The following is a 24521-nucleotide window of genomic DNA, read 5'->3' on the forward strand; positions in this document are numbered from 1 at the left end:
TGGTGCCCAACCGCCCGGGCACCCCCACCCCCACCCGCGTGGCGGCGATCTTGCGTGGACTGTGGGTACGACACACTCGAATGCCGCGAAACGGCGACAGTTCGCGCAAGATCGTCGTGATCAGGGGACGAAGGAGAGGAAGAGGAAGACGCCGAAGATGGTCAGGTGGACCATGCCCTGCATCAGGGTGGCCCGGCCGGGGGCGACGGTCAGGGTGGTGACCACGACGGTGATCACGAGCAGCACGATGTCCTTGGGGTCGAGGCCGAGGACGAGGGTGTTCTGCAGCCAGATCGAGGCGATGGCGATCGCCGGGATGGTGAGGCCGATGCTGGCCACGGCCGAGCCCAGGGCCAGGTTGAAGCTGGTCTGGATCTGGTTGCGGGAGGCCGCGCGGACCGCCGCGGCGGTCTCCGGCAGCAGCACCAGCAGGGCGATCACGACGCCGACCACGGCCCGGGGCGCGCCCGCCACCGCCACCACGTGCTCGATCGCCGGCGACTCGACCTTCGCCAGGCCCACCACGGCGACCAGGCAGAGCAGCAGCATGACCAGGCTGACCGCGGCCGCCTTCCGGCCCGGCTCGTGGCCGTGGTCGTCGTCGCCGGTCTCCAGCGGCAGGAAGTAGTGGCGGTGCCGGATCGTCTGCACGAAGACGAACGCCGCATACAGCACCAGCGAGGCGATACCGGCGAAGGCTAGCTGCGGTCCGGAGTAGGTCGGCCCGGGACTGCTGGTGGTGAACGACGGCAGCACCAGCGCGAGGGCGGCGACAGTGCTGAGCGTGGCCAGGGTGGCCGTGACACCTTCGACGTGGAACTCGACCTCGCGGTGACGCAGGCCGCCGACCAGCAGGCAGAGTCCCACCACGCCGTTGCACACGATCATGAACGCCGCGAAGACCGTGTCCCGGGCGAGTGTGGAGGGGCCTTCCGGACCGGAGGTCATCAGCATGATGATCAGGCCGACCTCGATGGCGGTGACCGCGACCGCCAGGATCAGCGCGCCGAACGGTTCGCCGACGTGGTGCGCGACGACCTCCGCGTGGTGCACGGCGACCACGACGGCGGCGACCAGCGCGATCCCGACGATCACCAGGCCCACGCCGCCGACCTTGTGCCCCCAGGCCGCCACGAGCACGATCACGCACAGGGGCGGGATCAGCGCCCACCACGACAGCGCGCGTGCGGCTTTGAGCATGTACCGAGGTTACGCGGACAAACCTCACCTATCGGCCATAATCCCTGCAACGAGGCAGTGGGGTGTGCCCGTACCGCATGGTGGCACTAGATTCTGCGCGTGCGCTCACGATCTCTGGCCGCGGTGCCGCGGCGACTTGCCGCGCTGACCGCCGTCCTCGGGCTCGCCGCCTGCGGCAGCACCACGCCGAACGCGGTGGGACCGGCCGAGCCGGGCTTCGTGACACCCGCCGGCACGACCGCGCCCTCGGTTTCCGCGACCGCGACCGCGAGCCCCAAGCCCACGGCGTCGCCCTCGGCCACCGCCGGCCCGTGCGGGGTGTTCCCCGCGAACAGCGTGTGGCGCGCCGACGTGTCCAAACTGCCCGTGCACCGCTCGTCGGGCGCGCTCGTGAACAGCATCGGCGCGGCCGCGCACATGCATCCCGACTTCGGCGCGGGTCTGTGGGAGGGCGCGCCGATCGGCATTCCCGTCACGACGGTCAAGCCCGGCCAGAAGACCGTCAAGGTCACCTTCGAGTACGCGGGCGAGAGCGACAAGGGCCCGTACCCCGTGCCCGCCGACGCCAAGGTCGAGGGCGGGCGCAGCAGCGACGGCGACCGCCACGTCATCCTGTACGACGCCGCCGGCTGCAAGGTGTACGAGCTGTACGCGGCGTACCCGGCCGGCGCGGGCTGGCGGGCCGGCTCCGGCGCGATCTACGACCTGCGCTCGAACAAGCTGCGCCCGGCGGGCTGGACCTCGGCCGACGCGGCCGGGCTGTCCATCTTCGCCGGGCTGGTCCGCTACGACGAGGTCGCCGCCGGGCGCATCACGCACGCGCTGCGCATCACCGTGCCGCGCTCGCGCAACACCTACGTGTGGCCCGCGCGCCACGCCGCCTCGGACAGCGCCGACGCGAACCTGCCGCCGATGGGCCTGCGCCTGCGGCTGAAGGCGGGCGTCGACACCTCGAAGATGCCCAAGCAGGCCCGGATCATCGCCGAGGCGATGAAGAAGTACGGCGTGATCGTCGCCGACAACGGCTCCCCCTGGTACCTGTCGGGCGCACCCGACGACCGCTGGTCCAACGACGCGCTGCGCGCGCTGAAGAACCTGCAGGGCTCGAACTTCGAGGCCGTCGACACGGCCGGGCTGATGGTCGACAAGAACTCCGGCGCCGTCCGCGGCTGACCGGGGCACGCGGCGGCTCAGAGCAGGGACGTGGTGACCCTGGCGGGCAGGCCGAGGAAGCGGCCGTGGTGGTCGGCGGCGGCCCGCACCGCCGCGGCCCGGTCGGCGTCGAGCGGGGCGTAGACCAGCACCTCGACCGCGACCTCGGTCCGGCCGACCGTGCGCTTCCAGTGCCCGGCGACCTGGCTGTCGATGATGAGCACGCCGTTGTAGACGGGCCGGTCCAGGCGCTGCCCGCCACCGACGCCGGCGACGTTGAGCAGGTGCTTGCTCTCGGTGTAGCCCACGATGTACTCGTCGTAGCCCTGCAGCAGGTGCGCCACCGGACCGTCCGAGGTGTGCGGCTGCGCCGGCTCCCCGGCGAACCAGTAGGTCAGCCCGCCCGCGTCCAGGCTGTGCAGCTGCCCGCGGACCATGTCCAGGCCGCGGCGGATCTCGGCCTGGGTGAGGCTGGACCACCAGCGGAAGTCCTTCACGGTGGCCGGCCCGTGGCTGGTGAAGTAGCGCAGCGTCAGCTCGGCGAGCGCCTCGTCGGGGTCGAGCTTCCGCGCCTGCGGCGCGCGGTCGGCCAGCAGCGCGTACGTGTGCTGCTTTCCCTTCATCGCGCCGCTGCAGATCAGTCCGTTGAGCTCGGCGTTCATCAGGATGTACGCCATCCGGAAGCCCTCGGTGCCGATGCCCGCCGCCTGGCACAGGGCGGTCAGCTCCTTGCGGGTGAGCTGCGTGCCGGCCAGCGCCTCGACCAGCAGCGCGTCGCAGCGTGCCCGCAGCTGCTCGTCGAGGCCGAGCTGGCGGTAGTAGTAGGCGTTGAGCTGGTGCACCCGCGGGCCGGTCAGCGCCAGCACCCAGGCGATGTCGTCCGGCGTGACGAAATGCCACGTCGGCCGCAGGACGTGGGTGCGCAGCAGCGCGCCGTCGGCGAAGTCGCGGTGCACCCGGTCCTCGTGGGCGGCGGTGATGCGCTCGCCGAGCGACCAGGTCGCCGGGCCGTAGTCCTGGGACTGCACCGCGCCCAGCCGGCCGACCACGTCCTGGGGGGTGGCGTCGGCGGTGGCGTGCAGGCCGAGGTTGCGCATGCGCCACGAGGCCAGCTGAAGTGCGTCCATCGCCGCGATGCTAGCCGCGCAGTACGACAGGATCGCCGAACCGGACCGTGCCCGGGCGCTCGACCTGGGCGAGCACCCCGAGCGTCAGCTCGTCCGCGGTGGCGACGGCGCGCAGGACCCGGCCGTCGTGCGGCAGGTCCTCCTGCGCGTTGTTGACCATCACGCAGCGGGTCATCCGGCGGGTCACCCGCAGCACCACCTCGTCGCCGACGTGCAGGGTACGGCCCGGCCAGCCGTCCTCGAGCCGCGCGGGCGGGCCGGACACGTCGAGCAGCAGGTTGGCGCGGAAGCGCCGCGGGTCGACCGGCCCGCCGAGCAGCCCGCCCAGGTGCCGCAGCGAGGCGGTGGTCAGCACGTGCAGCGGGCCCTCGTCGAAGTGCGACACGTCCTCCTCGGCGGTCAGCGTCACCGGCTCGCCGACGTGCCGGCTCAGCGCCGCGTGCACCGCCGGGTCGTCGCCGCGCAGCCGCTGTCCGGACGGAAAGCGCAGCACCGGCACCGCGCCGTCGTAGCGCGCCGCGAGCTGGAACAGCCCGTCCATCTGCCGGAACCTGCGGGTGCTCTTGCCGCTGCCGAACCGGCCGTCCGCGCCGCGCACCGCCCACCGGCGGTCCCCGGCGAGCCCGCGCGGCTGCACCACCGCCTCGGTGAGCATCTCGCCGAGCAGCGACTTGACCGGGAACCGGCGCAGCTCCCCGATCGTGCCGACCATCATGATCCGATCACGTCAGCAGTATGCCCGGCGCGGTGGCGTGCGGCAGGATGGCGTGGTGGAGCTGGAGCCCTTTCTGCGTACGGCCGAAGAGCTGCTCGCCGTGCCGTCGACCGCCGACCGTCCCGACCAGCTGCACCGCGCGCTGGACCTCGTCCTCGACGCGGTCGGGCCGGGCTTCGCCGTGGAGCGGTTCGAGTCCGCGGGCAAGCCGAGCGCGCTGCTCTACCGCGACACCGGCGCGGGCCGCCCGGCGTTCCGGGTGATCCTCAACGGGCACCTGGACGTGGTGCCCGCCGCGCCGGAGCAGTTCACGCCGCGCCGCGAGGGCGACCGCCTGTACGCGCGCGGCGCGCAGGACATGAAGATCTCGGCGCTGGTGATGGCGCACGTGTTCGCCGAGCTGGCCCCGATTCTGCCGTACCCGCTGGCGTTGCAGCTGGTCACCGACGAGGAGATCGGCGGGCGCAACGGCACGCTGCACCAGCTGGAGCAGGGCGTCACGGGGCAGTTCGTGGTCATCGGCGAGTTCAGCGGGCTGGAGATCGTCACCGACTCGAAGGGCATCCTGCAGGCGCGGCTGACCGCGACCGGCCGGGCCGCGCACAGCGCGTACCCGTGGCAGGGCGACAACGCGCTGCTGCGGCTGACGAGGGCAGTCCAAGCGCTGCACGCGGCATATCCGCTGCCGACCGCCGAGGCGTGGGCGACGACCGTGAACCTGGCCCGCCTGGACACCCCGAACACGGCGTTCAATCAGGTCCCGGCGCTGGCGGAGGCCTGGCTGGACATCCGCTTCCCGCCCGGCGAGCCCGGCTTCGACGGGCGCACCGCCGAGCAGATCGCCGCGCACCTGCGCGACATCTGCGGGCCGGGCGTCGCGGTGGCGGTCGAGCACGCCGACGCCCCGCACCACGCCGACCGGGACCGGCCCGAGGTGCGGGCCCTGCAGCAGGCGGCGCAGGCGCAGGGCTACCCGGCCGGTTTCCTGCGCAAGCACGGCGCGGCCGACGGGCGCTTCTACTCCCAGCGCGGCGTCGACGCGGTGATCTTCGGCATCGGCGGGGCGGGCCTGCACGGCCCCGACGAGTACGCCGACCTGACCTCGATCGAGCCGTACCACCGGGCGCTGCGCGCCTTCCTCAGCGCGATCTGACGGCTGACCGGTGACGCCGGCGGCCTGACGCGGCACCACGTCGGACGGCGTGCCGTGGGACGGCAACGGGGTGCCCCGGGGCCGATCGCGGCGCTGGTTAGGGTGGCCGGATGCAGAAGGTGGCGTTGGTGACCGGCTCGGCGTCGGGCATCGGGGCGGCGACCGCGCGGCGGCTGGCGGGCGACGGGATGACCGTGGTGGTCCATTCCCGATCGAGCCGCGCGGCCGGGACCGCGCTGGCCGCCGAGCTCGGCGGGACCTACCTGCAGGCCGACCTGGCCGACGACGACGCCGCGGCCGGATTGGTCCCGCGGGTGCTGGCCGAGCACGGCCGGCTGGACGTGCTGGTGAACAACGCGGGCATCAGCTGGCCGGTCCCGCACGCCGAGCTGGACGCGCTGACCGCCGCCGACTGGCGCCGGCTGCTCGACGTCAACCTGATCGCGCCCTGGCTGCTGTGCACGGCGGCACTGCCCGCGCTCCGCGAGTCCCACGGCTGCGTGGTGAACGTGACCAGCCACGCTGGCGTCCGCCCGAAGGGCAGCTCGATCGCGTACGCCGCCGGCAAGGCGGCCCTCAACCACGTGACCAGGCTGCTGGCCGCGGCACTCGGCCCCGACGTGCGCGTCAACGCCGTCGCCCCCGGGCTGGTCGACACGCCGCTCACCGCCGACTGGGCCGACGCGCACGCGCTGTGGAACACGGCCAGCCCCATGCGCCGCCCGGCCCAGCCGTCGGACGTCGCCGACCTCATCGCCGCCGTCATCGGCAACTCCTACCTGACCGGCGAGGTCATCCTCCTGGACGGCGGCCTGAACCTGCGCTGACGACCCGCCCACACCGACGCCGTCCGATGAACATCGACGGACCGGCCCTGAGGGAGGATGGCACGGTGACCGACGTACCGATCCGTGATGACATGATCCGCCTGGGCCAGTTCCTGAAGCTCGCCTCCGTGATCGAGACCGGTGGTGAGGCGAAGCTGCGCATCACCGCCGGTGAGGTGACCGTGAACGGCGAGGTGGAGGTGCGCCGCGGCCGCCAGCTGCACCGCGGCGACGTGGTCGTCATCGACGGCGAGAGCCTGCGCGTCGCCTGAGCCCGTCCGCGCGGCGGTCAGTCGCTCGCCGGTGCCGGATCGACCGCGCTCGGCCGCACCGGTATGAGGGCGGTCGCCGCGGCGGCGGCGCCGAGACCGAGCGCGACGCCGAGCAGCAGGCGCGCGCCCGTGGTGTGCGGCAGGAACGCCCCAGGCAGCTGTGCCGCGGTCACCGCGCAGGCCGTGGTGACCGCGCCGGCGACGGTCCAGAACAGTCCGGGGCGTGCCGGCCGGTCCGGTGGTGCGCCGTGCCACGCCCGCAGCAGCCGGTGGCGGCCGACGTGCACGGCGAGTGCCAGCGCCGCCAGCACGCCGCCTGCGGAGGACGCGTAATCCAGCACGGGCACGGGCCCGGTGAGCTCGTCCCAGACCAGGTGGCTCGCGGCGGCGAGCAGCGCGGACCCGGTGCTGACCACGAGCGCGGGCCGCGTCGTGCCGAGCACGCCGTAGTCGCGCAGCGCCAGGGCCGCGGGCCGGGCGGGCAGGTGCGCGGCGACCACGGCCGCCGCCCGGCGCACCAGCAGCGCGCCGACCAGCGTCACCGGCAGGCAGAACAGCACCACGCCGGGCCACTGGTGCGACAGCGGGAACACGGGCAGGCCCGAGCCGTCCAGGGCGTACGCGAGATCGGGCGAGGCCGCCCCGACGGTCAGCGCCACGCCGTCGAACCAGCGGGGACGCCACAGTTTCAGCGGCAGTGGCAATGCGGCGTGCGAGGGGAACGTCAGCGGCACCGCCGCAGGCTAGCCCGTCGCGGGCCGCGGCATCGCCCGCAAACCATTTGATGATCATCACGGAGCGGGACAGGATGGCCGGATGAGAATTCGCACCGCCCGACCCGAAGACGCCGCGGCCGTGGTCGCCCTGCGTGCCGAGGTGTATCCGTACCTGGTGCGCGGGGTCGCGTCGACGCGGCAGATGATCGCCGAGCCGCCGGCCGGCGACTGGACCGCGTTCGTGGTCGAAGACGGCGGGCAGCTCGTCGGCTGGACCTCGGCGTTCCGGAACATCACCACGTCCGAGGCCGACTTCGGCGAGATCTCGCTGCTGCACGTGCACCCGGCCCACCGCCGGCAGGGCGCGGGCAAGCTGCTGTTCGACGCTGCCGCCGGGCACCTGTCCGCGCTCGGCGTGCGGCGAGTGCGCGCCTGGGTGCAGGGGGAGTCGCTGGACTTCGCCCGCGGCCGCGGCTTCACGCCGAGCCGCGAGCTGCGCTACTCGATGCTGGAGACCCGGCTCGCGCCGCCCGCCCCGGACGCGCCGCCCGGTGTCACCGTGGTGCCGCTGTCCGGGCTGGACGAGCACGTGCTCTACACGGCGTACGTCGCGGCCAGCTCCGACGAGCCCGGCGACGTGCCCTCCGACGCGCTCTCCTTCGACACCTGGCGCTACGAGGTGTGGGACAACCTCGGCCTGGACAAGGACGCCAGCGTCGCCGCCCTCGACGGCGGGCAGATCGTGGCGTTCACTCTGGTCAAGCGGGATGGGGAGCGGATGTGGTCGGACATGACCGCGACGCTGCCCGAGCACCGCGGCCGCGGCCTGGCCCGGCTGGCCAAGACGGTGGCGCTGCACCGGGCCGCCGCCGGTGGCGTGACGGCCGCGTACACCTCCAACGACGAGTCGAACGCGCCGATGCTCGCCGTGAACGCCCGCCTGGGCTACCGCCCGGTAACCGTCCAGTGGTCCTGCCTGGGCACGCTGCCCGAGCAGGCCGCCGCGTAGGGGCCGACTGCCGTCCACGTATGACGCGGTCGAGCCGGTGACATCGCACCGGCACGACCGCGTCCCCCCGTCGGCCGCCCGTTCACCCGGCGACCTGCGTCATCTCACTGCTGGTCGTACTCGTCGTGGCGGCGCCACCAGAAGCCCTGCTCGTTGCGCCCGAGCGGGGCGCGGTCGAGCCACTGGTACATGCCCCAGACGGCGTCGACGCCACGCTCGTAGGTCGAGTACGTGTGGTAGACGACGCCGTCGTCGAGCACGAACGCGCTCATGCCCGGCCCCTGCTGCCGGTACGTCGGCCAGTCCGTGCCGACCGACGCCGAGATCTGCGTCATCATCGGATGCAGGTCGGTCGCGCCGATCGGGGTCACCTCCATCGCACGGAAGTTGTACTCGACCGTGCCCGTCCGCCACTCCTGCTCGGTGTGCGTGACGTGGTAGTCGTGGTTGAAGTCGCCGCCGTTCGACGACGCCCACGGGAAGCCCCACCCCATGCGCTTCTTGTAGGCCTGCAGTTTCGGCAGCGGGGCCTGGGACACCGCGCACAGGGTCACGTCGTGATTGGCGAGGTGCACGACCGAGCCGTCGAAGCCGTCGGCGATCGCCGAGCAGGACGGGCAGCCCGCCTCGTACTCGGGACCGAACATGAAGTGGTACACGAGCAGCTGCGAGCGCCCCGCGAACAGGTCGGCCAGCGAGGCGTCGCCGTCGTCGGTCGCGAAGCGGTAGTCCTTGTCGACGCGTACCCACGGCAGGTTCTGCCGCTGCCGCGCCACCTCGTCGCTGCGGTGGGTCAGCTCCTTCTCCGCGGCCAGCAGCTCCAGCCGGGCCGCGAGCCACTCCTGCCTGGTGCCTGTCCTGTGATCGATCATCGTTGCTCACCTCTTCTGTCGTCAGTGGTGCGAGTGGTGGTGGCCACCGCCGTCCAGGGGAGACGGCGGCGGGTGAAGACCAGGCACGACCTCGGGCGCGGTCAGGAGCACCAGGCCGAGCGCCACGACCGCCAGTGCCAGCGGCACGTCGACGGCGGCCCGCGCGGGCAGCAGCTTCTGCGCCAGGCACAGCGCCGTGATCACGCACATCCAGCCGATGTTCATGAGCCCGACCGCGACCAGCACGAGCATCAGGCCGATGCTCGACCCGACACAGTGCAGCCCGTACCCGAACCCGGAGTGCCCGCTCTCGCCGCACCGCCGCCGGAAGTGCCGCTTGACCGGCGTCAGCTCATAGCCGCCCGCCGCGATCACGAGCACGCCCGCGGCGGCCGGCCCGTGCGGCCGGTACAGCGCGAAGACGGCCACCCCGACGAGCGTCCAGACGCCGAGGTACGCGGCGACGAACAGCGCCGCCATGCCCGCTCCGGCACGGGCCCGGCGCACGACCGCCGGGACGGTGCCAGGCAGCATCATCGCCGCGATCATCGACGCCCACCCGGCGACGAAGATCGCGAACGGGCCGAGCGGGGTCGCCGGGCCCATGTCCATGCCGTCCATGAGCCAGATCATCAGGACCCAGCCGGCGACGGCGAGCCCGAGCGTCGCCGCCGTCACCGCGTGCCGGAGTCGCATCGTGCCCCTCCCCCCGTTCAGGCTCCGCCGGGTTCGACCTTTCCTGCGGCCGCTTCCCGCTCCGCCGCTTCGGCGAGGCGTTTGATGGTCGCCAGGCGGCGATCCCAGTCGGAGGCGAGCGCGGCCATCCACCGCGCCGTCGTGTTCAGCGCCGCGGGCCGCACCGCGTACCGCACCTCGCGCCCGGCTCGGTGCCCGCTGACCAGCCCGGCGGCGTCCAGCACGGCGAGGTGCTTGACCACCGCCTGCCGCGATACCGGTAGGCGCTCGGCGAGCGCCGTCGCGGTCGTCTCGCCCAGTTCGGCGAGCAGGTCGAGCAGCTGCCGCCGGGTCGGGTCGGCAAGGGCCGCCAGCACGGCGTCGACCGGCGAGGCGTCGCCGTGGTGCTCGTCTGTCACACGGAGGATTCTTCCGCCCGTGCCTTGAGCGCCTCCAGCTCCAGCGGCCACCCGCCGGAGTTGTCCCGGAACGCCCCGCTGCGCCGCTCCTCGGGCGCGGCCAGCGCCACGAAGCCGCTCTCCACCACGCGCAGGCGCGTCCTCGCACCCTCCGCGGTCAGCGTGAACTCGACCAGGGTGCTGTTGTCGTCGCGCAGCTCCTCGCCCGGGAAGGCGCTGGCCCAGCGGTAGGCGAGGTAGTGCGGCGGGTCGACCTTCTCCACCCGGACCGGGAAGTCGCCGTGATGGGGGTTCTTCGCGATCATCGACTCCCCCGCCACGGCCACGGTGCCGGGCAGGCTCGCCTTGTCGGCCACCCAGAACCCGGGCTGGGCGACCAGCGACCAGACCCGCTCCAGGGACGCCTCGATCAGGGTCTCGCGTTCGATCCGGTCCTCACTCATGAGCAGACTCCTTCAGCGCCGTCGACTTGATGTGCAACTCCAGAGTTGCACATCAGTTGTCGAGGCGCAACCCACGAGTTGCACATTGTCGCGACCAGCGGCGTGTCTCGGGACGGGCCTAGACGACCCGGGTGAGCGCCACCGGGCCGGGCTCGTCCGGCACGGACGCGAAGTCGTAGCGGACCAGGTCGGGGCCGATCGCGAGCAGGGTGACCGAGCTGGAGCCGTAGCGCAGGTCGTCGCCGAAGGTGTGCCGCAGGATCAGCGCCCGCGGGTCCTCACGGTCGATCCCCTCCCCCGCGGCCAGGGCCGGCCAGGCGCCCCAGCCGGCGGCCGGGTGCGGCCGCGGCACGGCCCGCAGCGCCGCGAGCAGGTGCGCGGCGCGCGGCTCGGCGGGATCGTCACCGCTGTTGACGATCACCGTGTATCCCTGCGGCAGAGCCGTCTCGGTGCGCGTCTCGCCGTCCCAGCCGACCATCACCGCCCCGCCGAGATCAGCGGCGATCAGGTAGAACGGGTCGAAGGCCCCCAGGTCGTCGGGCACGGGCAGCCCGGCTGCGGCGAGCAGCGGCAGGTCGCCGCGTGACCGGCGGCCGTGCTCCGGCGCGAGCCGTCCGCGCCCGTTGAGCACGAACCCGGCCCGGCGGGCGGCCGGATCCACGGCCAGCCAGGTGCCCCCGGCGACCAGGTCGATCCCGCCGAGCACCCCGGGATGGCGCGGCCAGTGCTCGGCCGGCGGCTCCCACGGGCGCACCAGCAGCTCGTCGCGTACGGCCAGCACCAGTAGCGGCACCGGCGACGACGGCTCGAAACTGACGGCGACCGTACACATGATCGGCACTATATGCCGGTGCGCCTGGCCCTGGGCGCCAGCTGCGTCACCGCCGTCGAGGCCAAGCTCGGGGAGGTCGCCGCGGACCTCGGGCAGGTGGCGCGACCTGTCCGCATCCACGGACTTCGCTCAGCGTACGTAGCGGACGAGCCAGTCGCGGGCCAGGACGGCGGCCTGCTGGAGGGTTCCGGGCTCCTGGAACAGGTGGGTCGCGCCGGGGACGATCTCCACGGCGTGCTCGCAGGTCAGCTGGGCGGCGGCCTGCTCGTTGAGCTCCAGCACGATGCGGTCGAGGCCGCCGACGATGAGCAGCGTCGGGGCGCGCACCTCGGCGAGGTGACCGCCGGCCAGGTCGGGGCGGCCGCCGCGGGAGACCACGGCGGCGACGTCGGCGTTTCCGTTCGACGCGGCCCAGAGCGCGGCGGCCGCGCCGGTGCTGGCCCCGAACAGGCCGACCGGCAGACCTTGCGCGGCGGGCCGGGCCCGCAGCCAGGCGAGCACCTCGCTCAGCCGACCGGCGAGCAGCCCGATGTCGAACACGTTGCCCCGGTCGTTCTCCTCGGCCTCGTTGAGCAGGTCGAACAGGAGCGTGCCGAGGCCCGCGTCGCGCAGGAAGCGGGCGACGTACTGGTTGCGGGGGCTGTGCCGGCTGCTGCCGCTGCCGTGGACGAACACGACGATGCCGGCGGCCTGCGGGGGTATGGCCAGGTGGGCCGAGAGTGCGGCTCCGTTCACGGGGATGACGACCTCGGCCGCTGTTCCGTTGTCTCCGGACGTCATGTCGTCCACCTCTCCATCCTTGCTCGCCCGGCGGCCCGCCGCTCGCGTTGGGGGCAGTTGGCGCATCTTTACGCGCCTGAAACTTCCACGTAACCTAGGTCACACTTTGCAAGAAGTTTCACTCGCCGCTCCCCCGGCCACCACCCCCTGTTCCGGGAAGGAAGACCATGCGTCGCCTATGGAGGTCCGTGCTCGCCGCCGCGCTGGTGGCAGCCGGGTTGTCCCTCGTCTCCCCCACCGCGCCCGCCCAGGCCGGGATCGACACGCTGACCCTCGGCGGTCGCTACTCCGGCAGCAATGTGAACTTCCGGGTGTACTCGTCCGGGGCCACCCGCATCGCGGTCTACGTCTACTCCGCCGCCACCGGCGCCCAGGAGAAGGCGTCCTACCTGCTCACCAAGGGCACCGGGGATGTCTGGGCGACCACCGTCAGCGTGGCGACACTGCAGGCCGCAGGCGTGACCGGCACCGTCTACTACGGCTACCGGGCCTGGGGTCCGAACTGGCCCTACAGCGCGAGCTGGACGAAGGGGTCGACGGCCGGGTTCGTGGCCGACGTGGACGCCGCGGGCAACCGGTTCAACCCGAACAAGCTCCTGCTGGACCCGTACGCCCGCGAGATGAGCCACGACACCGCGCTGCCCGACGGCGTGGCGAGCGACTACGCATCGGGACCGGCCAAGCGGGCCGTCGACACCGGCACGATCGCGCCCAAGGGCATCGTGCTGGCCGCCGACAGCACGAGCTTCGGCACCAAGCCGACCCGGGCCTTCAAGGACGACATCGTGTACGAGGTGCACCTGCGCGGCCTGACCAAGGCCGACCCCTCGATCGCGGCCGCCGACCGGGGCACCTACAAGGCGGCCGGGCAGAAGGCGGCGTACCTGGCCGCGCTCGGGGTCACGGCGGTGGAGTTCCTGCCGCTGCAGGAGACCCAGAACGACGCCAACGACGTCAACCCGAGCAGCACCACGGGCGACAACTACTGGGGCTACATGACCGAGAACTACTTCGCCCCCGACCGGCGCTACGCCGCCGACAAGACGCCGGGCGGGCCGACGAAGGAGTTCAAGGCCATGGTGAAGGCGTTCCACGACGCCGGGATCAAGGTGCTCGTCGACGTCGTCTACAACCACACCGCCGAGGGCGGCGCGATCGGCGACAAGTTCACGTACAACATCTTCTCCTGGCGCGGGCTGGACAACCCGACGTACTACTCGCTGACCTCCGACATGCAGGGGTCGATGGACAACACGGGGCTGGGGCACAACTACAACACCCGCAACCCGACGGCCCAGAACCTGATCGTGGACTCGATCGCCTACTGGAAGAACACGCTCGGGGTCGACGGCTACCGGTTCGACCTGGCGTCGGTGCTGGGCAACACCTGCCAGCACGGGTGCTTCAGCTACAGCCGCACCGACGCGAACACCGCGCTCAACCGGCTGACCGCCGAGATGCCGGCCCGGCCGGCGGGCGGCGGCTCCGGCGTCGACTGGATCGCCGAGCCGTGGGCCATCGGCACGGGCACCTACCAGGTGGGCAACTTCCCGGCGGCCTGGTCGGAGTGGAACGGCATCTACCGGGACACGCTGCGCCGCGACCAGAACAAGCTGGGCGTCGACGCGGTCACCCCGAGCGACCTGGCCACCCGCTTCGCCGGGTCGTCCGACCTGTACGGCGACGACGGCCGCAGGCCGTGGCACTCGGTGAACTTCATGGTCGCCCACGACGGGTTCACGCAGAAGGACCTGTACTCGTGCAACGGCAAGAACAACGGCCAGGCGTGGCCGTACGGGCCGTCGGACGGCGGCAGTGACGACAACATCTCCTGGGACCAGGGCGGCGTCGCGGCCGACCAGCGCAAGGCGGCCCGCAACGCGTTCGCGTTCCTGATGCTGTCGGGCGGCACGCCGATGATGACCGGCGGCGACGAGACGCTGCGGTCGATCAACTGCAACAACAACCCGTACAACGTCGACTCGTCGGCGAACTGGCTGGACTGGTCCTTGACCACGGACGAGACCAACTTCCAGACGTACACGTCGCGCCTGGCCGCATTCCGCAAGGCGCACCCGGCGCTGCGGCCGGTGAACTTCTACACCGCGGCCGACGGCAACGGCAACGGCCTGGGGCAGCTGGAGTGGTTCACCCCGGCCGGGGTCGCGCCGGACGGGGCCTACTGGGGCAACGCGAACAACCACGCCCTCGCGTGGCGCATCGACGGCACTGAGTTCGGCGACAGCGCGAGCGCGCTGTACACCGCGTACAACGGCTGGTCCGGGGACGTGGTGTTCACGCTGCCCGCCCCGCCGGCCGGAAAGCAGTGGCACCGGGTCACCGACACGGCCGCCTGGGCGGAGGGCGCCAGCCAGGTCGCCGCACCGGGCGCCGAGGCGGTCATCGGCGGGACGGGCACGGCGTACACGCTGCGCGCCCGGGCCGTGCTCCTGCTCATCGCGAAGTGAGCTGAGCGCCGGTCCCGCCCGCAGGGGCGGGACCGGCGCTCAGCCGGCCGGGAAGGCGAACGACGCCGTCACCGCCCGGTGGTCGGTGCCCGGCGCCCGCCGCACCCCCGCGTCAGTGGCGGTGAGCCCCCGGTAGAGGACCTGGTCGGGGCGCAGCACGGGCAGCGTGGACGGCCAGGTGAGGCCGAATCCCCAGCCCGCGTCGGCCTGGGCGTCGTGCAGCAGCGCGGACAGCGGGGCGAAGGCCCGGTCCTCGGCCGAGGTGTTCAGGTCGCCGAGCACCAGCACGCGGCTCGCGTCGTCGCCGCGCACGGCGTCGGCCAGCGCCCGGATGTTGCGGTCGCGGCTCGCGGTCTCGTTGATGCGCGCCGAGCGCAGATGCGCCACGTACACCGCGACGTCGCCCTGCGGCGTCTCGACCACCGCCCGCAGCCCGCGGATCCAGCTCGTCTCGCTGTCGAGGCTGCTCACCCGCGTGATCGGGTGCTTGCTGAGCAAGCCGACCGTGCCCTTGATCGCGTGGTGCGGGTAGGACTCGCGCAGCCGCTCGGCGGCCGTCGCGGCGACGCCCTCGATGGCCTCCTGTATCGCGATCAGGTCGGGCGCGTCGGCGGCGAGCGCCTCGACGGTGGCCGCCGGGTCGGGGTTGTCCGCGTAGAGGTTCTGCGAGACGACCCGCAGTTCGGCCGGCCCGTCCTGGGGCGGCAGCAGCGCGCCGCCGAACTGCGCCGCCCAGACGGCAGCCGGCAGCGCGACCGTGAGCAGCGCCGCCCGTGAGCGGGCCGCGAGCGCGGCGAGCGCCAGCACGGGCACGGCGAGGCCGAACAAGGGTGCGACCGAGTCCAGCAGGCTGCCCGCGCTGTAGACGTTGGGCACCAGGCGGTGCCCGGCCAGCACCGCCGCCAGCGCGAGCGCGGCTAGGACGACGAGGGCGGCGCGCCATCGCGGTCGGGTGCGGGTGCCGGGTGCCGGCTTCGCCAGTTGAGTCGTCACTGTGCGTACGCTACCGGCGGGACGCTCGGATTCCCGTTCCCCGTCGGAAGTCTGCCGTGTGACAAGAATCCACGCCTGATTAACGGTGCCTTAACACTGCTCCCGGTATGAAGATGGCCGGACACCGCCGTCCCCGCGTGAGCCTGCGCGATCGATGCGAGCACCGCCAGGCGGTCACTTAACGTGATCATTCGCGCGGGATCTGTACCAGTAAGTCCGATAAACCCCATACAGCGGATATGCCGATTACATAGCATCGGCTGCATGAGGCCCGTGATCGTCGGCATCGTCACCGCTCTGGTGCTCTGCGCGGCGATCCACCTGGGCAGCAGAGGACTGCGCAACTTCGACTCAGCGCTGGCCCCGTACGCCATCGCCAGCGTTTTCCTCGCCTTCGGCATCGCCTACCGCTACACGGTGTGGATCTCCTCCCCCGGCGCCCGGCGGCTGTTCCGCAAGGGCTGGGGCGCCGCGCTGTCCTGGCAGAACCTGCGCCGCACACCGACGGCGCTGCCCCGCATGATCGCCACCTACCTCGGCTTCCAGAAGTTCCTCGGCGCGCGCTCGCGCGCTCGCTGGACCGCCCACCAGCTGATCTTCTGGGGCTGCCTGCTGGCCGCGGCGATCACCTTCCCGCTGACCTGGGGCTGGTTCACCTTCACCGCGAACACCGGGGCCGGGCCGGAGTACACCATGAACATCTGGGGCTTCGGGGTGGTGAAGTTCGACGCCCTGTCGCTGCTCGGCTGGCTGCTGTTCCACGGCCTCGACGTCGCCGCGGTGCTCGTCGTCGCGGGCGCGACGTACTTCCTGATCCGGCGCATGCGCGACCGGGAGGCGAGCACCGGCCAGCGGTTCGGCTACGACCTGGTGCCGCTGCTCGCACTGATCATCATCTCGGTGACCGGGCTGCTGCTGACGTTCTCCAGCGTCGCGCTGCACGGCGGCGGCTACGAGTTCCTGGCCGTGCTGCACATGGCAGCGGTCGTGCTGACCCTGCTGTATCTGCCGTTCGGCAAGTTCTTCCACATCGCCCAGCGCCCGGCCGCGGTCGGCATGCAGCTGTTCAAGTACACCGAGCACGGCGAGGTCCGGCACTGCCGCAACTGCGGCGAGCCGATCGACACCACGGCGTACGTGGACAACCTGCGCGCCACCATGCGCGACCTGAAGCTGGACTTCGATCAACTCGCCGAGGTGTGCCCACGGTGCAAGCGGCTGCGGCGCGGGCAGGCCTACCGCACGACCGTGAAGCCGGGGTTCTGACTTGACCGTCCCCCTCGACCCGGACATCACCCCACCCGGCACGGGCCGTTTCCGGGACGCGGGCGGGCTGCCCGCCGACCGCTGGCGGGCCATCCGGGGCGAGGAGACGCTCGTCGCGACGCACTGCTGCTTCTGCGGCGTGCAGTGCGGCATGTACCTGCGGGTCCACGACGGCAAGGTGTTCGGCGTCGAACCGCGCGACCACGACATCAACCGGATGCGGCTGTGCCCGAAGGGCCTCAACGCCTACCAGCAGGTCAACCACCCGGACCGGCTCACCGCGCCGCTGTTGCGCAAGAGCCGGGCCGACGACCTGCGGCCGGTCTCCTGGGAGCAGGCGCTCGACGTGACCGCCGAGCACATCCAGCGCATCCAGGCCGAGCACGGCCGCGACGCGTTCGGCATGCTGGGCGGGGCGAGCCTGTTCACCGAGAAGACGTACCTGGTGGGCAAGTTCGCGCGGGTGGCGCTGCGCACCCGGCACGTGGACTACAACGGCCGGCTGTGCATGGTCAGCGCGGCCGGGGCGAACAAGCTGTCGTTCGGCATCGACCGGGCCGCGAACCCGTTCGCGGACTGCCTGCTCAGCGACTGCCTGCTGATCGCGGGCTCCAACGTGGGCGAGTGCTTCCCGGTGATGACGCAGTACCTGTGGGGGGCGCGGGACCGGGGCGCGAAGCTGATCGTGGTCGATCCGCGGGAGACCAGCATCGCCCGCACCGCCGACCTCCACGTCGCGCTGCGGCCGGGCACCGACGCCGCGTTCTTCAACGCCGTGCTGCACGTGATCGTCACCGAAGGCCTGACCGACGAGGTGTTCCTCGCCGGGCACACGACCGGCTGGGACGAGGTGCGGGCCGCAGCGGCCGAGTGCCCGCCGGAGCGGGCCGCCGAGATCTGCGGCATCCCCGCCGAGCAGGTCACGCAGGTGGCGCGGATGTTCGCGACCGCGAACCGGGCGATGGCCTGGCACGCGCGCGGCATCGAGCACCACACCCAGGGCGTGGAGAACTGCCTCACCGTGATCAACCTGTGTGTGGCCACCGGCAATCTCGGCAAGCCGGGCGCGGGCTACGGCACCATCACCGGGCAGGGCAACGGGCAGGGCGGGCGCGAGCACGGCCAGAAGTCGGACATGCTGCCGGGCGGGCGGTCCATCAGCGACCCCGTACACCGGATGCAGGTCGCCAACATCTGGGGCATCGACGTCGAGGACCTGCCGCACGCGGGCACCTCGATGATGGAGATGGTGCACCAGATGCGCCGCGGCGAGATCCGCGGGCTGTTCGGCATGTGCAACAACCCGTTCGTCTCGCTGCCGAACTACGCCGTGGTCAAGGAGGGCTACGACAAGCTCGACTTCCACGCCCAGTGCGACTTCTTCCTGTCCGAGACCGCCGCCAACGCGCACCTGGTGCTGCCGGTGACCAGCTGGGCCGAGGACGACGGGGTGATGGCCAACGCCGAGGCCCGGGTGGTGCGCCACCGCAAGGCCCAGGAGCCGCTGCCGGGCGTACGCACCGACACGTGGGTGCTGTGCGAGCTGGCCAGGCGGCTCGGCGTCGGGGACAAGTTCGACTACACCGGGTCCGAGCAGGTGTTCGAGGAGCTGCGGATCGCCTCGCGCGGCACGGTCAACGACTACTACGGCATCACGTACGCGCGGCTCGACGAGACCGGTGGCATCGCCTGGCCCTGCCCGAGCCTCGACCATCCGGGCACGCCGCGGCTGTTCGAGGACGGGCGCACCTACCACGCCGACGGCAAGGTCCACATGCAGGCGGTGCGCTGGCATCCGCCCGCCGACCCGTACGACGACGAGTTCCCGATCACGCTGACCACGGGCCGGACCGTGGCGCACTTCCTGTCGGGCAACCAGACCCGGCGGCTGGGCGGGCTGGTCGAGCAGACCCCGCGGCCGTGGGTCGAGGTGCACCCGTCGCACGGCTTCAGCAACGGCGACGCGGTCACCGTGGTCACCCGGCGCGGCGCGGCGACATTCCCGGCGCTGGTCACGGAGGCGATCCGGCCCGACACGGTGTTCGTGCCGTACCACTGGCCGTATCCGGTGGCGGCCAACGAGCTGACCATCGACGCCCTCGACCCGCGCTCGAAGATCCCGGAGTACAAGGTGTGCGCCTGCCGGATCGAGGCGGCCACCGCGGTCACGCCGGTGCCCGCCCCGCCGATGCCGCCCGGGCGGGAGCCCTACGCCGACACCCAGCGCTCGCGCGGCGAGCCGCTGCCACCGACCTCATCGCAGGGAAGGGGCACGTCGCAGCCATGATGGGACGCACCATCGTGATCGACCCGGGCCGCTGCATCGGCTGCCAGGCGTGTGTGTCGGCATGCCGGGAGTGCGACTCGCACCGCGGCAAGTCGATGATCCATCTGGACTACCTGGACCAGGGCGGCAGCGTCGCGTCCAGCCCGACGGTGTGCATGCACTGCGAGGACCCGGTCGCGCCGTGCGCGCAGGTGTGCCCGGCCGAGGCCATCCTGGTCACCCCGGACGGGGTGGTGCACGACGCGGACAAGAGCCGGTGCATCGGCTGCGGGAACTGTGTCAACGCCTGCCCGATGGGCGTGCCGAAGATCGACCTGGCGGCGAAGCTCCAGTTCAAGTGCAACCTGTGCTACGACCGGACGTCGTACGGGCTGGCCCCGATGTGCGCCACCGTCTGCCCGACGGGCTCCATCTTCTACGGCACCCTGGAGGAGCTGCGCACCGAGCGCCCCGGCGTCGAGGTGGCCAGCACGTTCGACTTCGACGGGTCGATCATCTCGACCGGGGTGGCGATGGTGGTGCCCCGGGGACGGCCCGTCGACGAGCCGCTGCCCGGCGGGGCGGGCGAGCACGCCCGCGTCACCGGCAGCCCGCAGCCGGCCGGTCACCTGGAGCCGTCGGCGGACAACGTGCTCGGGGAACCGCTATGAGTATCGACGAGCGTACCGAGCAGGACGTCGCGGCGCTGCGGGAGCGCATCGCGGCGGACTCGCTGACCAGCCGCCGCGACTACCTGCGCCTGGCGGTCACCATGTCGGGCGGGCTGGCGGCGGGCGGCGTCGCCGTCGCGGCGGGCGTCTTCCACCGGCACGGCTCGGGCACCGCACCGCCGAAGCTGGTCGCCGAGCAGCTGCCGCCGGGCCAGTCGGTGGCGTTCGCCTACCCGGGCGCGGAGGACCGCGCCGTCGCGCTGCGGATGGCCGACGGGACGCTGGTCGCGTACTCGTCGATCTGCACGCATCTGGCCTGCGGGGTGCTCTGGCGCGCCGACCGCGGCGAGCAGGGCGAGCTGTACTGCCCGTGCCACGAGGGCGTGTTCGATCCGCGGACCGGCGCGGTGACCGCCGGTCCCCCACCGCGGCCGCTGCCCAGGGTGCTGCTGGAGGAGCGCGCCGACGGCATCTGGGCCGTGGGCACCCTGGAATCCGGCGAGGAGCAGCCATGACCGACGCGCGGTATCCGCATATCAAACCCACCAGCGGGTACGGCGACCCGCGTGTGCGCTCGACCGGGCCCGGACCGGGCGCCGGTGGCGAGACCGATCCCGAACGCTCCTCGATGCTGTCCGGGCGGCTGGCGCTGGTGCTGTCCATCCTGGTCGGGCAGCTCTGGGCGATCGGGGTCGGGCTCAACGCGTGGATGCAGGGCCAGACGGCGGTCGCCTGGTGGGCGGCCGCGTTCGGGGTGGCCTCGTTCGGCGTCGCGCTGTGGGCGTGGCGGCTGGGCGAACGGCGCGACCGGTGAGCGCCGCGGCGGCCGAACGCGTGCCGCGCGGGGCGTACGTGAACCTGATCCTCGCCGCGCTGGGTTTCCTGCTCACCGCGTGGGCGTGGGGCCTGATCTCGCCGCTGTCGGCGTTCTACAAGCAGCACCTCGGGCTGTCGTCGGTGCAGCAGTCCGTCCTGGTCGCGGTGCCGGTGCTGGTCGGCTCACTGGGCCGGATCCCGGTCGGCGCGCTCACCGACGTGCTCGGCGCACGGGTCATGCTCCCCGCGATCGCGTTCCTGACCATCATCCCCGTGCTGCTGCTGACCGTGGCCGGGGACTCGTACCCGGCGATGCTGGCCGTCGGTTTCCTGCTCGGCATCGGCGGCACGCCGTTCGCGGCGGCGATCCCGCACGGCAACGGCTGGTTCCCGCCGAGCAGACGCGGGGTGGCGCTCGGGGTCATCGGCATGGGCATGGGCGGCACCGCGATCGCCGCACTGCTGACCAAGCCGATGCGCGAGATCGGGCCCAACGCGCAGTTCTACCTGTGCGCGGCGGTGCTCGCGGTGTACGGCGTGGTGGCCTGGCTGGTGCTGCGCGAGCCGCCCGGCCGCACCGTGCCCGCCGAGCCGTTCGCGCACCGCTTCACCGAGGCCGCCCGCCAGCCGATGACCTGGCCGCTGTCGGCGCTGTACGCGGTCACCTTCGGCGGGTACGTGTCGTTCGCCGTCTACCTGGTCACCTACCTGCAGAGCCAGTACGGCCTGGAGCAGGGCGACGCCTCGCTCAAGGCCGCCGGGTTCACGCTGGTCGCGGTGGTCTTCCGGCCGCCCGGCGGCTGGCTGGCCGACCGGGTCGGCGGCGCGAAGGTGCTGTCGTTGTGCCTGGCCGTGCTGGCGGTGATGGCCGTCTGGCAGTCGTTCGCCCCGCCGCTGTACCCGTGGGCGACGATCACGTTCCTGATCATGGCGGCGATGCTGGGCGCCGGCGCGGGCGCGGTGTTCTCGTTGCTGGCCCAGGTGGTGCCGCGGCCGAAGGTGGGCGCGGTGACCGGCATCGTCGGCGCGATGGGCGGGCTCGGCGGGTTCGTGCCGCCGCTGGTCATGGGCGCCGTCTACGGGGCCACCGGCCACTACACCATCGGCCTGCTGCTGCTGGCCCTGGTGGCGCTGGCCGCTCTGGCCTACACCTGGACCCAGCGCAACCGGCGGCCACCCGTGGACGCGGCGGTGAAGGCACCGGCCCGGCCCGACTTGAAAACGCGATAAAAGCACTCGAAAAGTGCATCCCGGGTACGCTCAGAGCACATACTCGACGGGTCCGCGCGGCACCGACGCGACCGAATCGGACCGTGACGGCCGCCGCCTCATCGCCGCTCCGCCGCGCCTGGGGACCCGCCCCTCGCAAGGAGATGGTGCGCATGCCCACGGCGACCGACCAGTTCTTCGCCGATCTCGCCCAGCGCGGCGAGGAACCGCTGCTGCGAGGCAGCTCCGGCAGCATCCGGTTCGACATCGGCGCGAAAGGCCATGTCCAGCGCTGGTTCGTCACGATCGACCACGGCACGTTCGCCGTGTCGCGGCGCAACCAGAAGGCCGAGTGCTCCATCGAGGCCGACACCGACGTGTTCGAGAACATCGTCACCGGCAAGGACAACGCGTTCGCGGCACTGCTGCGCGGCGCGATCGAGGCCGACGGCGACCCGGAGTTGCTGCTGCTGTTCCAGCGCGTCTTCAGCGGCCCGTCGCGCACCACGCACCCGACGGCGGCCGGCCGTGGCTGAACAGGTGCGCATCCTCAACGGCAACACTTTCGTCGTCAGCGACGAGCGGGGCGACATCGAGGCGTCCCGCACCGACCCGTCCGGGCTGTTCGCCTGGGACACCCGGTTTCTGTCGACCTGGGTGCTCACCGTCGACGGCCAGCGGCTGGGCACTCTGTCGGTCGACGACCTGCAGTACTTCGAGACCAGGTTCTTCCTCGCCCCCGGCGGCGGCACCGTCTACATCGACGCACAGCTGTCCGTCATGCGGCAGCGCACCGTCACCGAGGGCTTCCGGGAGCGGCTGGCGGTGCTCAACCACGGCGAGAAGGCCGTGGAGCTGACCGTGCACATGGCGGCGGACAGCGACTTCGCCGACCTGTTCGACGTCAAGAACGACGAGAGCAAGAAGGGCGAGCTGTACCACAGCGTCGAGCGTGACCGGCTGGTCTACGGCTACCGGCGCGACACGTTCCACCGCGCCACGGAGATCACCTCGGAACCGCGCGCGAAGATGGACAAGAACGGCCTCACCTACAAGATCCGGGTCGAGCCCCAGTCGCACTGGACCTGCGAGCTACGCGTCACGCCGATCCTGATCGGCCGCAACGGCAAGCGCACCCGGCTCGGCGGCCCCAAGGCCGCCGAGGACATGGGCGACGACCTGGACCGCTGGCTGGAGAGCGCGCCGAAGCTGGAGTGCGAGTGGGGGCCGCTGCGGCGCACCTACCGACGCAGCCTGATCGACCTGGCGGCGCTGCGCTTCTCCCCGCTGACCTCGGGCGGGCGCAGCCTGCCCGCGGCCGGCCTGCCCTGGTTCATGACCATGTTCGGCCGCGACAGCATCTTCACCAGCCTGCAGGCCCTGCCGTTCGCGCCTGAGCTCGCCGCCACCACGCTGCGGGAACTGGCGGCCCGCCAGGGCACCCGGTTCGACGACTTCCGCGACGAGGATCCGGGCCGGATCCTGCACGAGATGCGCTACGGCGAGTCGGCGGCGTTCCTGGAGCAGCCGCACAGCCCGTACTACGGCAACGCCGACGCCACCGCGCTGTTCGTGGTGCTGCTCGACGAGTACGAGCGGTGGACCGGGGACAAGGCCCTGGTGCGCGACCTGGAACTGGAGGCCCGCGCCGCGCTGCGCTGGGTCGACGAGTACGCCGACCTGCTCGGCAACGGCTACGTCTGGTACCAGCGCCGCAACGAGAAGTCGGGGCTGGAGAACCAGTGCTGGAAGGACTCCTGGGACTCCATCTCCTACCGTGACGGCAGCCTGCCCGGGTTCCCGCGCGCCACCTGCGAGCTGCAGGGCTACGCCTACGACGCGCGGATGCGCGGCGCGCGCCTGGCCCGCCTGATCTGGAAGGACCCCGACTACGCGAACAAGCTGGAGAAGCAGGCCGCCGACCTCAAGCGCCGGTTCAACCGCGACTACTGGGTCGCCGACGGCGAGTACTACGCCCTCGCCCTCGACGCCGAGGGCAGGCAGGTCGACGTGCTGACCTCCAACATCGGGCACCTGCTGTGGAGCGGCATCGTCCCGCAGTCGCGGGCCCGCGCGATCGCCCGCCACCTGCTGGGGCCGCGCCTGTTCTCCGGGTGGGGCGTGCGCACCCTGGCGCTGGGCGAGAAGCGGTACAACCCGATCGGCTACCACGTCGGCACGGTGTGGCCGTTCGACTGCTCGTTCATCGCCTGGGGCCTGCGCCGGTACGGCTTCAAGAAGGAGGCGGCGCAGGTCGCGGCCGGCATCCTCGACGCGGCCGAGTACTTCGACGGCCGGCTGCCGGAGGCGTTCGGCGGCTACCCGCGCGAGGCGACCAAGTATCCGGTGCAGTACCCGACGGCGTGCAGCCCGCAGGCCTGGTCGACGGGTGCTCCCCTGCTGCTGCTGCGGACCATGCTGGGGCTGCAGCCGCTGGAGGACAGCCTGGTCGTCGACGCGGCGCTGCCCGTGGGCATCGGCCAGATCGAGCTGCTGGGCATCCCGGGCCGCTGGGGCCGGGTCGACGCGTTCGGCCGCGGCCTGCTGCACACCGACCGCCAGGGCCGGGGGCGTCCCGAACTCGGCACCGGCGCGAAGCGGCGGGTGAGCCAGCGCGCGACGACGTGACCCGGCCGCGTC

The 24521-nt window shown here is 72.3% G+C and carries 25 protein-coding genes; 14 read left to right on the forward strand and 11 right to left on the reverse strand.

What is annotated here, in order from left to right:
- Positions 1-120: 120 nt before the first annotated feature.
- Positions 121-1200 carry a calcium:cation antiporter gene (locus HAV39_RS04990; RefSeq protein ID WP_191838003.1) on the reverse strand — a complete coding sequence of 360 codons (1080 nt, stop codon included), beginning with the start codon at positions 1198-1200 and terminating at the stop codon, positions 121-123.
- 99 nt (positions 1201-1299) lie between these two features.
- Between HAV39_RS04990 and HAV39_RS04995 the strand changes: the two genes are divergently transcribed.
- Complete coding sequence (locus HAV39_RS04995) at positions 1300-2373, forward strand: hypothetical protein (protein ID WP_203736417.1); 1074 nt, start codon at positions 1300-1302, stop codon at positions 2371-2373.
- A 17-nt stretch (positions 2374-2390) separates the two neighbouring features.
- Here the strand turns inward: HAV39_RS04995 and HAV39_RS05000 are convergent, their stop codons facing one another.
- Together HAV39_RS05000 and HAV39_RS05005 are read right to left on the reverse strand one after the other, a co-directional pair.
- Positions 2391-3479 (reverse strand): winged helix DNA-binding domain-containing protein, encoded by a 1089-nt coding sequence (locus tag HAV39_RS05000; RefSeq protein WP_191838004.1) that lies wholly within the window; start codon positions 3477-3479, stop codon positions 2391-2393.
- Between the two features lie 10 nt (positions 3480-3489).
- Complete coding sequence (locus tag HAV39_RS05005; protein ID WP_191838005.1) at positions 3490-4194, reverse strand: MOSC domain-containing protein; 705 nt, start codon at positions 4192-4194, stop codon at positions 3490-3492.
- A 55-nt stretch (positions 4195-4249) separates the two neighbouring features.
- Between HAV39_RS05005 and HAV39_RS05010 the strand changes: the two genes are divergently transcribed.
- The 3 genes from HAV39_RS05010 (at position 4250) to HAV39_RS05020 (ending at position 6446) form a co-directional block, all read left to right on the forward strand.
- Complete coding sequence (locus tag HAV39_RS05010) at positions 4250-5347, forward strand: M20 family metallopeptidase (RefSeq protein ID WP_239120764.1); 1098 nt, start codon at positions 4250-4252, stop codon at positions 5345-5347.
- Between the two features lie 110 nt (positions 5348-5457).
- A complete protein-coding gene (locus HAV39_RS05015; RefSeq protein WP_191838007.1) occupies positions 5458-6174 on the forward strand; it encodes an SDR family NAD(P)-dependent oxidoreductase in 717 nt (238 codons plus the stop codon).
- A 65-nt stretch (positions 6175-6239) separates the two neighbouring features.
- Positions 6240-6446: an RNA-binding S4 domain-containing protein gene (locus tag HAV39_RS05020; RefSeq protein WP_280528736.1), complete on the forward strand. Its 207-nt coding sequence runs from the start codon at positions 6240-6242 to the stop codon at positions 6444-6446.
- A 17-nt stretch (positions 6447-6463) separates the two neighbouring features.
- On the opposite strand, the gene HAV39_RS05025 is transcribed toward HAV39_RS05020, so the two are convergent.
- Positions 6464-7180, reverse strand: a complete 717-nt coding sequence (locus tag HAV39_RS05025; protein ID WP_191838009.1) for a DUF4184 family protein — start codon at positions 7178-7180, stop codon at positions 6464-6466.
- 82 nt (positions 7181-7262) lie between these two features.
- Between HAV39_RS05025 and HAV39_RS05030 the strand changes: the two genes are divergently transcribed.
- A complete protein-coding gene (locus HAV39_RS05030) occupies positions 7263-8171 on the forward strand; it encodes a GNAT family N-acetyltransferase (protein ID WP_191838010.1) in 909 nt (302 codons plus the stop codon).
- Positions 8172-8275: 104 nt separating this feature from the next.
- On the opposite strand, the gene HAV39_RS05035 is transcribed toward HAV39_RS05030, so the two are convergent.
- The 6 genes from HAV39_RS05035 to HAV39_RS05060 all read right to left on the reverse strand — a co-directional run bounded on the left by HAV39_RS05035 (position 8276) and on the right by HAV39_RS05060 (position 12192).
- A complete protein-coding gene (locus HAV39_RS05035) occupies positions 8276-9043 on the reverse strand; it encodes a DUF899 domain-containing protein (protein WP_191838011.1) in 768 nt (255 codons plus the stop codon).
- A gap of 21 nt (positions 9044-9064) precedes the next feature.
- Complete coding sequence (locus HAV39_RS05040) at positions 9065-9739, reverse strand: DUF2182 domain-containing protein (RefSeq protein WP_191838012.1); 675 nt, start codon at positions 9737-9739, stop codon at positions 9065-9067.
- Between the two features lie 17 nt (positions 9740-9756).
- Positions 9757-10137: an ArsR/SmtB family transcription factor gene (locus tag HAV39_RS05045; RefSeq protein ID WP_191838013.1), complete on the reverse strand. Its 381-nt coding sequence runs from the start codon at positions 10135-10137 to the stop codon at positions 9757-9759.
- The gene (locus HAV39_RS05050; protein WP_191838014.1) at positions 10134-10580 is read right to left on the reverse strand and encodes an SRPBCC family protein; all 447 of its coding nucleotides are present in this window, start codon (positions 10578-10580) and stop codon (positions 10134-10136) included. Before HAV39_RS05050 ends, HAV39_RS05045 begins: the two co-directional genes overlap by 4 nt.
- Positions 10581-10698: 118 nt before the next feature.
- Positions 10699-11412: an NRDE family protein gene (locus HAV39_RS05055; RefSeq protein ID WP_191838015.1), complete on the reverse strand. Its 714-nt coding sequence runs from the start codon at positions 11410-11412 to the stop codon at positions 10699-10701.
- 129 nt (positions 11413-11541) lie between these two features.
- Positions 11542-12192, reverse strand: coding sequence for a dienelactone hydrolase family protein (locus tag HAV39_RS05060; protein WP_203736418.1), 651 nt, complete (start codon positions 12190-12192; stop codon positions 11542-11544).
- 167 nt (positions 12193-12359) lie between these two features.
- Between HAV39_RS05060 and HAV39_RS05065 the strand changes: the two genes are divergently transcribed.
- Positions 12360-14660 carry a glycogen debranching protein gene (locus tag HAV39_RS05065; protein ID WP_191838017.1) on the forward strand — a complete coding sequence of 767 codons (2301 nt, stop codon included), beginning with the start codon at positions 12360-12362 and terminating at the stop codon, positions 14658-14660.
- Positions 14661-14699: 39 nt separating this feature from the next.
- Here HAV39_RS05065 and HAV39_RS05070 read toward each other — a convergent pair whose 3' ends face one another.
- The gene (locus HAV39_RS05070) at positions 14700-15653 is read right to left on the reverse strand and encodes an endonuclease/exonuclease/phosphatase family protein (protein WP_239120765.1); all 954 of its coding nucleotides are present in this window, start codon (positions 15651-15653) and stop codon (positions 14700-14702) included.
- 264 nt (positions 15654-15917) lie between these two features.
- On the opposite strand from HAV39_RS05070, the gene HAV39_RS05075 reads away from it, so the two are divergent.
- The 8 genes from HAV39_RS05075 (at position 15918) to HAV39_RS05110 (ending at position 24509) form a co-directional block, all read left to right on the forward strand.
- Positions 15918-16919 carry an MFS transporter gene (locus HAV39_RS05075; RefSeq protein WP_191838018.1) on the forward strand — a complete coding sequence of 334 codons (1002 nt, stop codon included), beginning with the start codon at positions 15918-15920 and terminating at the stop codon, positions 16917-16919.
- A gap of 1 nt (position 16920) precedes the next feature.
- Positions 16921-19206 carry a molybdopterin oxidoreductase family protein gene (locus tag HAV39_RS05080; RefSeq protein WP_191838019.1) on the forward strand — a complete coding sequence of 762 codons (2286 nt, stop codon included), beginning with the start codon at positions 16921-16923 and terminating at the stop codon, positions 19204-19206.
- Positions 19203-19856: a 4Fe-4S dicluster domain-containing protein gene (locus HAV39_RS05085; protein ID WP_120322191.1), complete on the forward strand. Its 654-nt coding sequence runs from the start codon at positions 19203-19205 to the stop codon at positions 19854-19856. The genes HAV39_RS05080 and HAV39_RS05085 overlap by 4 nt, the downstream gene beginning before the upstream one ends.
- On the forward strand, positions 19853-20371 hold the full coding sequence (locus HAV39_RS05090; protein ID WP_191838020.1) for a QcrA and Rieske domain-containing protein: 519 nt from the start codon (positions 19853-19855) through the stop codon (positions 20369-20371). The genes HAV39_RS05085 and HAV39_RS05090 overlap by 4 nt, the downstream gene beginning before the upstream one ends.
- Positions 20368-20670, forward strand: a complete 303-nt coding sequence (locus HAV39_RS05095; RefSeq protein ID WP_191838021.1) for a DUF6755 family protein — start codon at positions 20368-20370, stop codon at positions 20668-20670. The genes HAV39_RS05090 and HAV39_RS05095 overlap by 4 nt, the downstream gene beginning before the upstream one ends.
- A complete protein-coding gene (locus HAV39_RS05100; protein WP_191838022.1) occupies positions 20667-21902 on the forward strand; it encodes an MFS transporter in 1236 nt (411 codons plus the stop codon). The genes HAV39_RS05095 and HAV39_RS05100 overlap by 4 nt, the downstream gene beginning before the upstream one ends.
- A 152-nt stretch (positions 21903-22054) precedes the next feature.
- Positions 22055-22417, forward strand: a complete 363-nt coding sequence (locus HAV39_RS05105) for an SCP2 sterol-binding domain-containing protein (protein WP_191838023.1) — start codon at positions 22055-22057, stop codon at positions 22415-22417.
- A complete protein-coding gene (locus tag HAV39_RS05110) occupies positions 22410-24509 on the forward strand; it encodes an amylo-alpha-1,6-glucosidase (protein WP_191838024.1) in 2100 nt (699 codons plus the stop codon). Before HAV39_RS05105 ends, HAV39_RS05110 begins: the two co-directional genes overlap by 8 nt.
- The last annotated feature ends 12 nt before the right edge of the window (positions 24510-24521 follow it).

Origin of the sequence: Catellatospora chokoriensis, from assembly GCF_011297315.1 — a bacterium.
Lineage (GTDB): Bacteria > Actinomycetota > Actinomycetes > Mycobacteriales > Micromonosporaceae > Catellatospora > Catellatospora citrea.

What these genes read in the sequence shown, in the direction of transcription:
- HAV39_RS04990 (WP_191838003.1), bottom strand. Translation starts at nt 1,200, where the DNA reads ATGCTCAAAGCCGCACGCGCGCTGTCGTGGTGGGCGCTGATCCCGCCC.
- HAV39_RS05000 (WP_191838004.1), bottom strand. Translation starts at nt 3,479, where the DNA reads ATGGACGCACTTCAGCTGGCCTCGTGGCGCATGCGCAACCTCGGCCTG.
- HAV39_RS05005 (WP_191838005.1), bottom strand. Translation starts at nt 4,194, where the DNA reads ATGATGGTCGGCACGATCGGGGAGCTGCGCCGGTTCCCGGTCAAGTCG.
- HAV39_RS05015 (WP_191838007.1), top strand. Translation starts at nt 5,458, where the DNA reads ATGCAGAAGGTGGCGTTGGTGACCGGCTCGGCGTCGGGCATCGGGGCG.
- HAV39_RS05030 (WP_191838010.1), top strand. Translation starts at nt 7,263, where the DNA reads ATGAGAATTCGCACCGCCCGACCCGAAGACGCCGCGGCCGTGGTCGCC.
- HAV39_RS05035 (WP_191838011.1), bottom strand. Translation starts at nt 9,043, where the DNA reads ATGATCGATCACAGGACAGGCACCAGGCAGGAGTGGCTCGCGGCCCGG.
- HAV39_RS05040 (WP_191838012.1), bottom strand. Translation starts at nt 9,739, where the DNA reads ATGCGACTCCGGCACGCGGTGACGGCGGCGACGCTCGGGCTCGCCGTC.
- HAV39_RS05050 (WP_191838014.1), bottom strand. Translation starts at nt 10,580, where the DNA reads ATGAGTGAGGACCGGATCGAACGCGAGACCCTGATCGAGGCGTCCCTG.
- HAV39_RS05055 (WP_191838015.1), bottom strand. Translation starts at nt 11,412, where the DNA reads ATGTGTACGGTCGCCGTCAGTTTCGAGCCGTCGTCGCCGGTGCCGCTA.
- HAV39_RS05060 (WP_203736418.1), bottom strand. Translation starts at nt 12,192, where the DNA reads ATGACGTCCGGAGACAACGGAACAGCGGCCGAGGTCGTCATCCCCGTG.
- HAV39_RS05065 (WP_191838017.1), top strand. Translation starts at nt 12,360, where the DNA reads ATGCGTCGCCTATGGAGGTCCGTGCTCGCCGCCGCGCTGGTGGCAGCC.
- HAV39_RS05075 (WP_191838018.1), top strand. Translation starts at nt 15,918, where the DNA reads ATGAGGCCCGTGATCGTCGGCATCGTCACCGCTCTGGTGCTCTGCGCG.
- HAV39_RS05085 (WP_120322191.1), top strand. Translation starts at nt 19,203, where the DNA reads ATGATGGGACGCACCATCGTGATCGACCCGGGCCGCTGCATCGGCTGC.
- HAV39_RS05090 (WP_191838020.1), top strand. Translation starts at nt 19,853, where the DNA reads ATGAGTATCGACGAGCGTACCGAGCAGGACGTCGCGGCGCTGCGGGAG.
- HAV39_RS05095 (WP_191838021.1), top strand. Translation starts at nt 20,368, where the DNA reads ATGACCGACGCGCGGTATCCGCATATCAAACCCACCAGCGGGTACGGC.
- HAV39_RS05105 (WP_191838023.1), top strand. Translation starts at nt 22,055, where the DNA reads ATGCCCACGGCGACCGACCAGTTCTTCGCCGATCTCGCCCAGCGCGGC.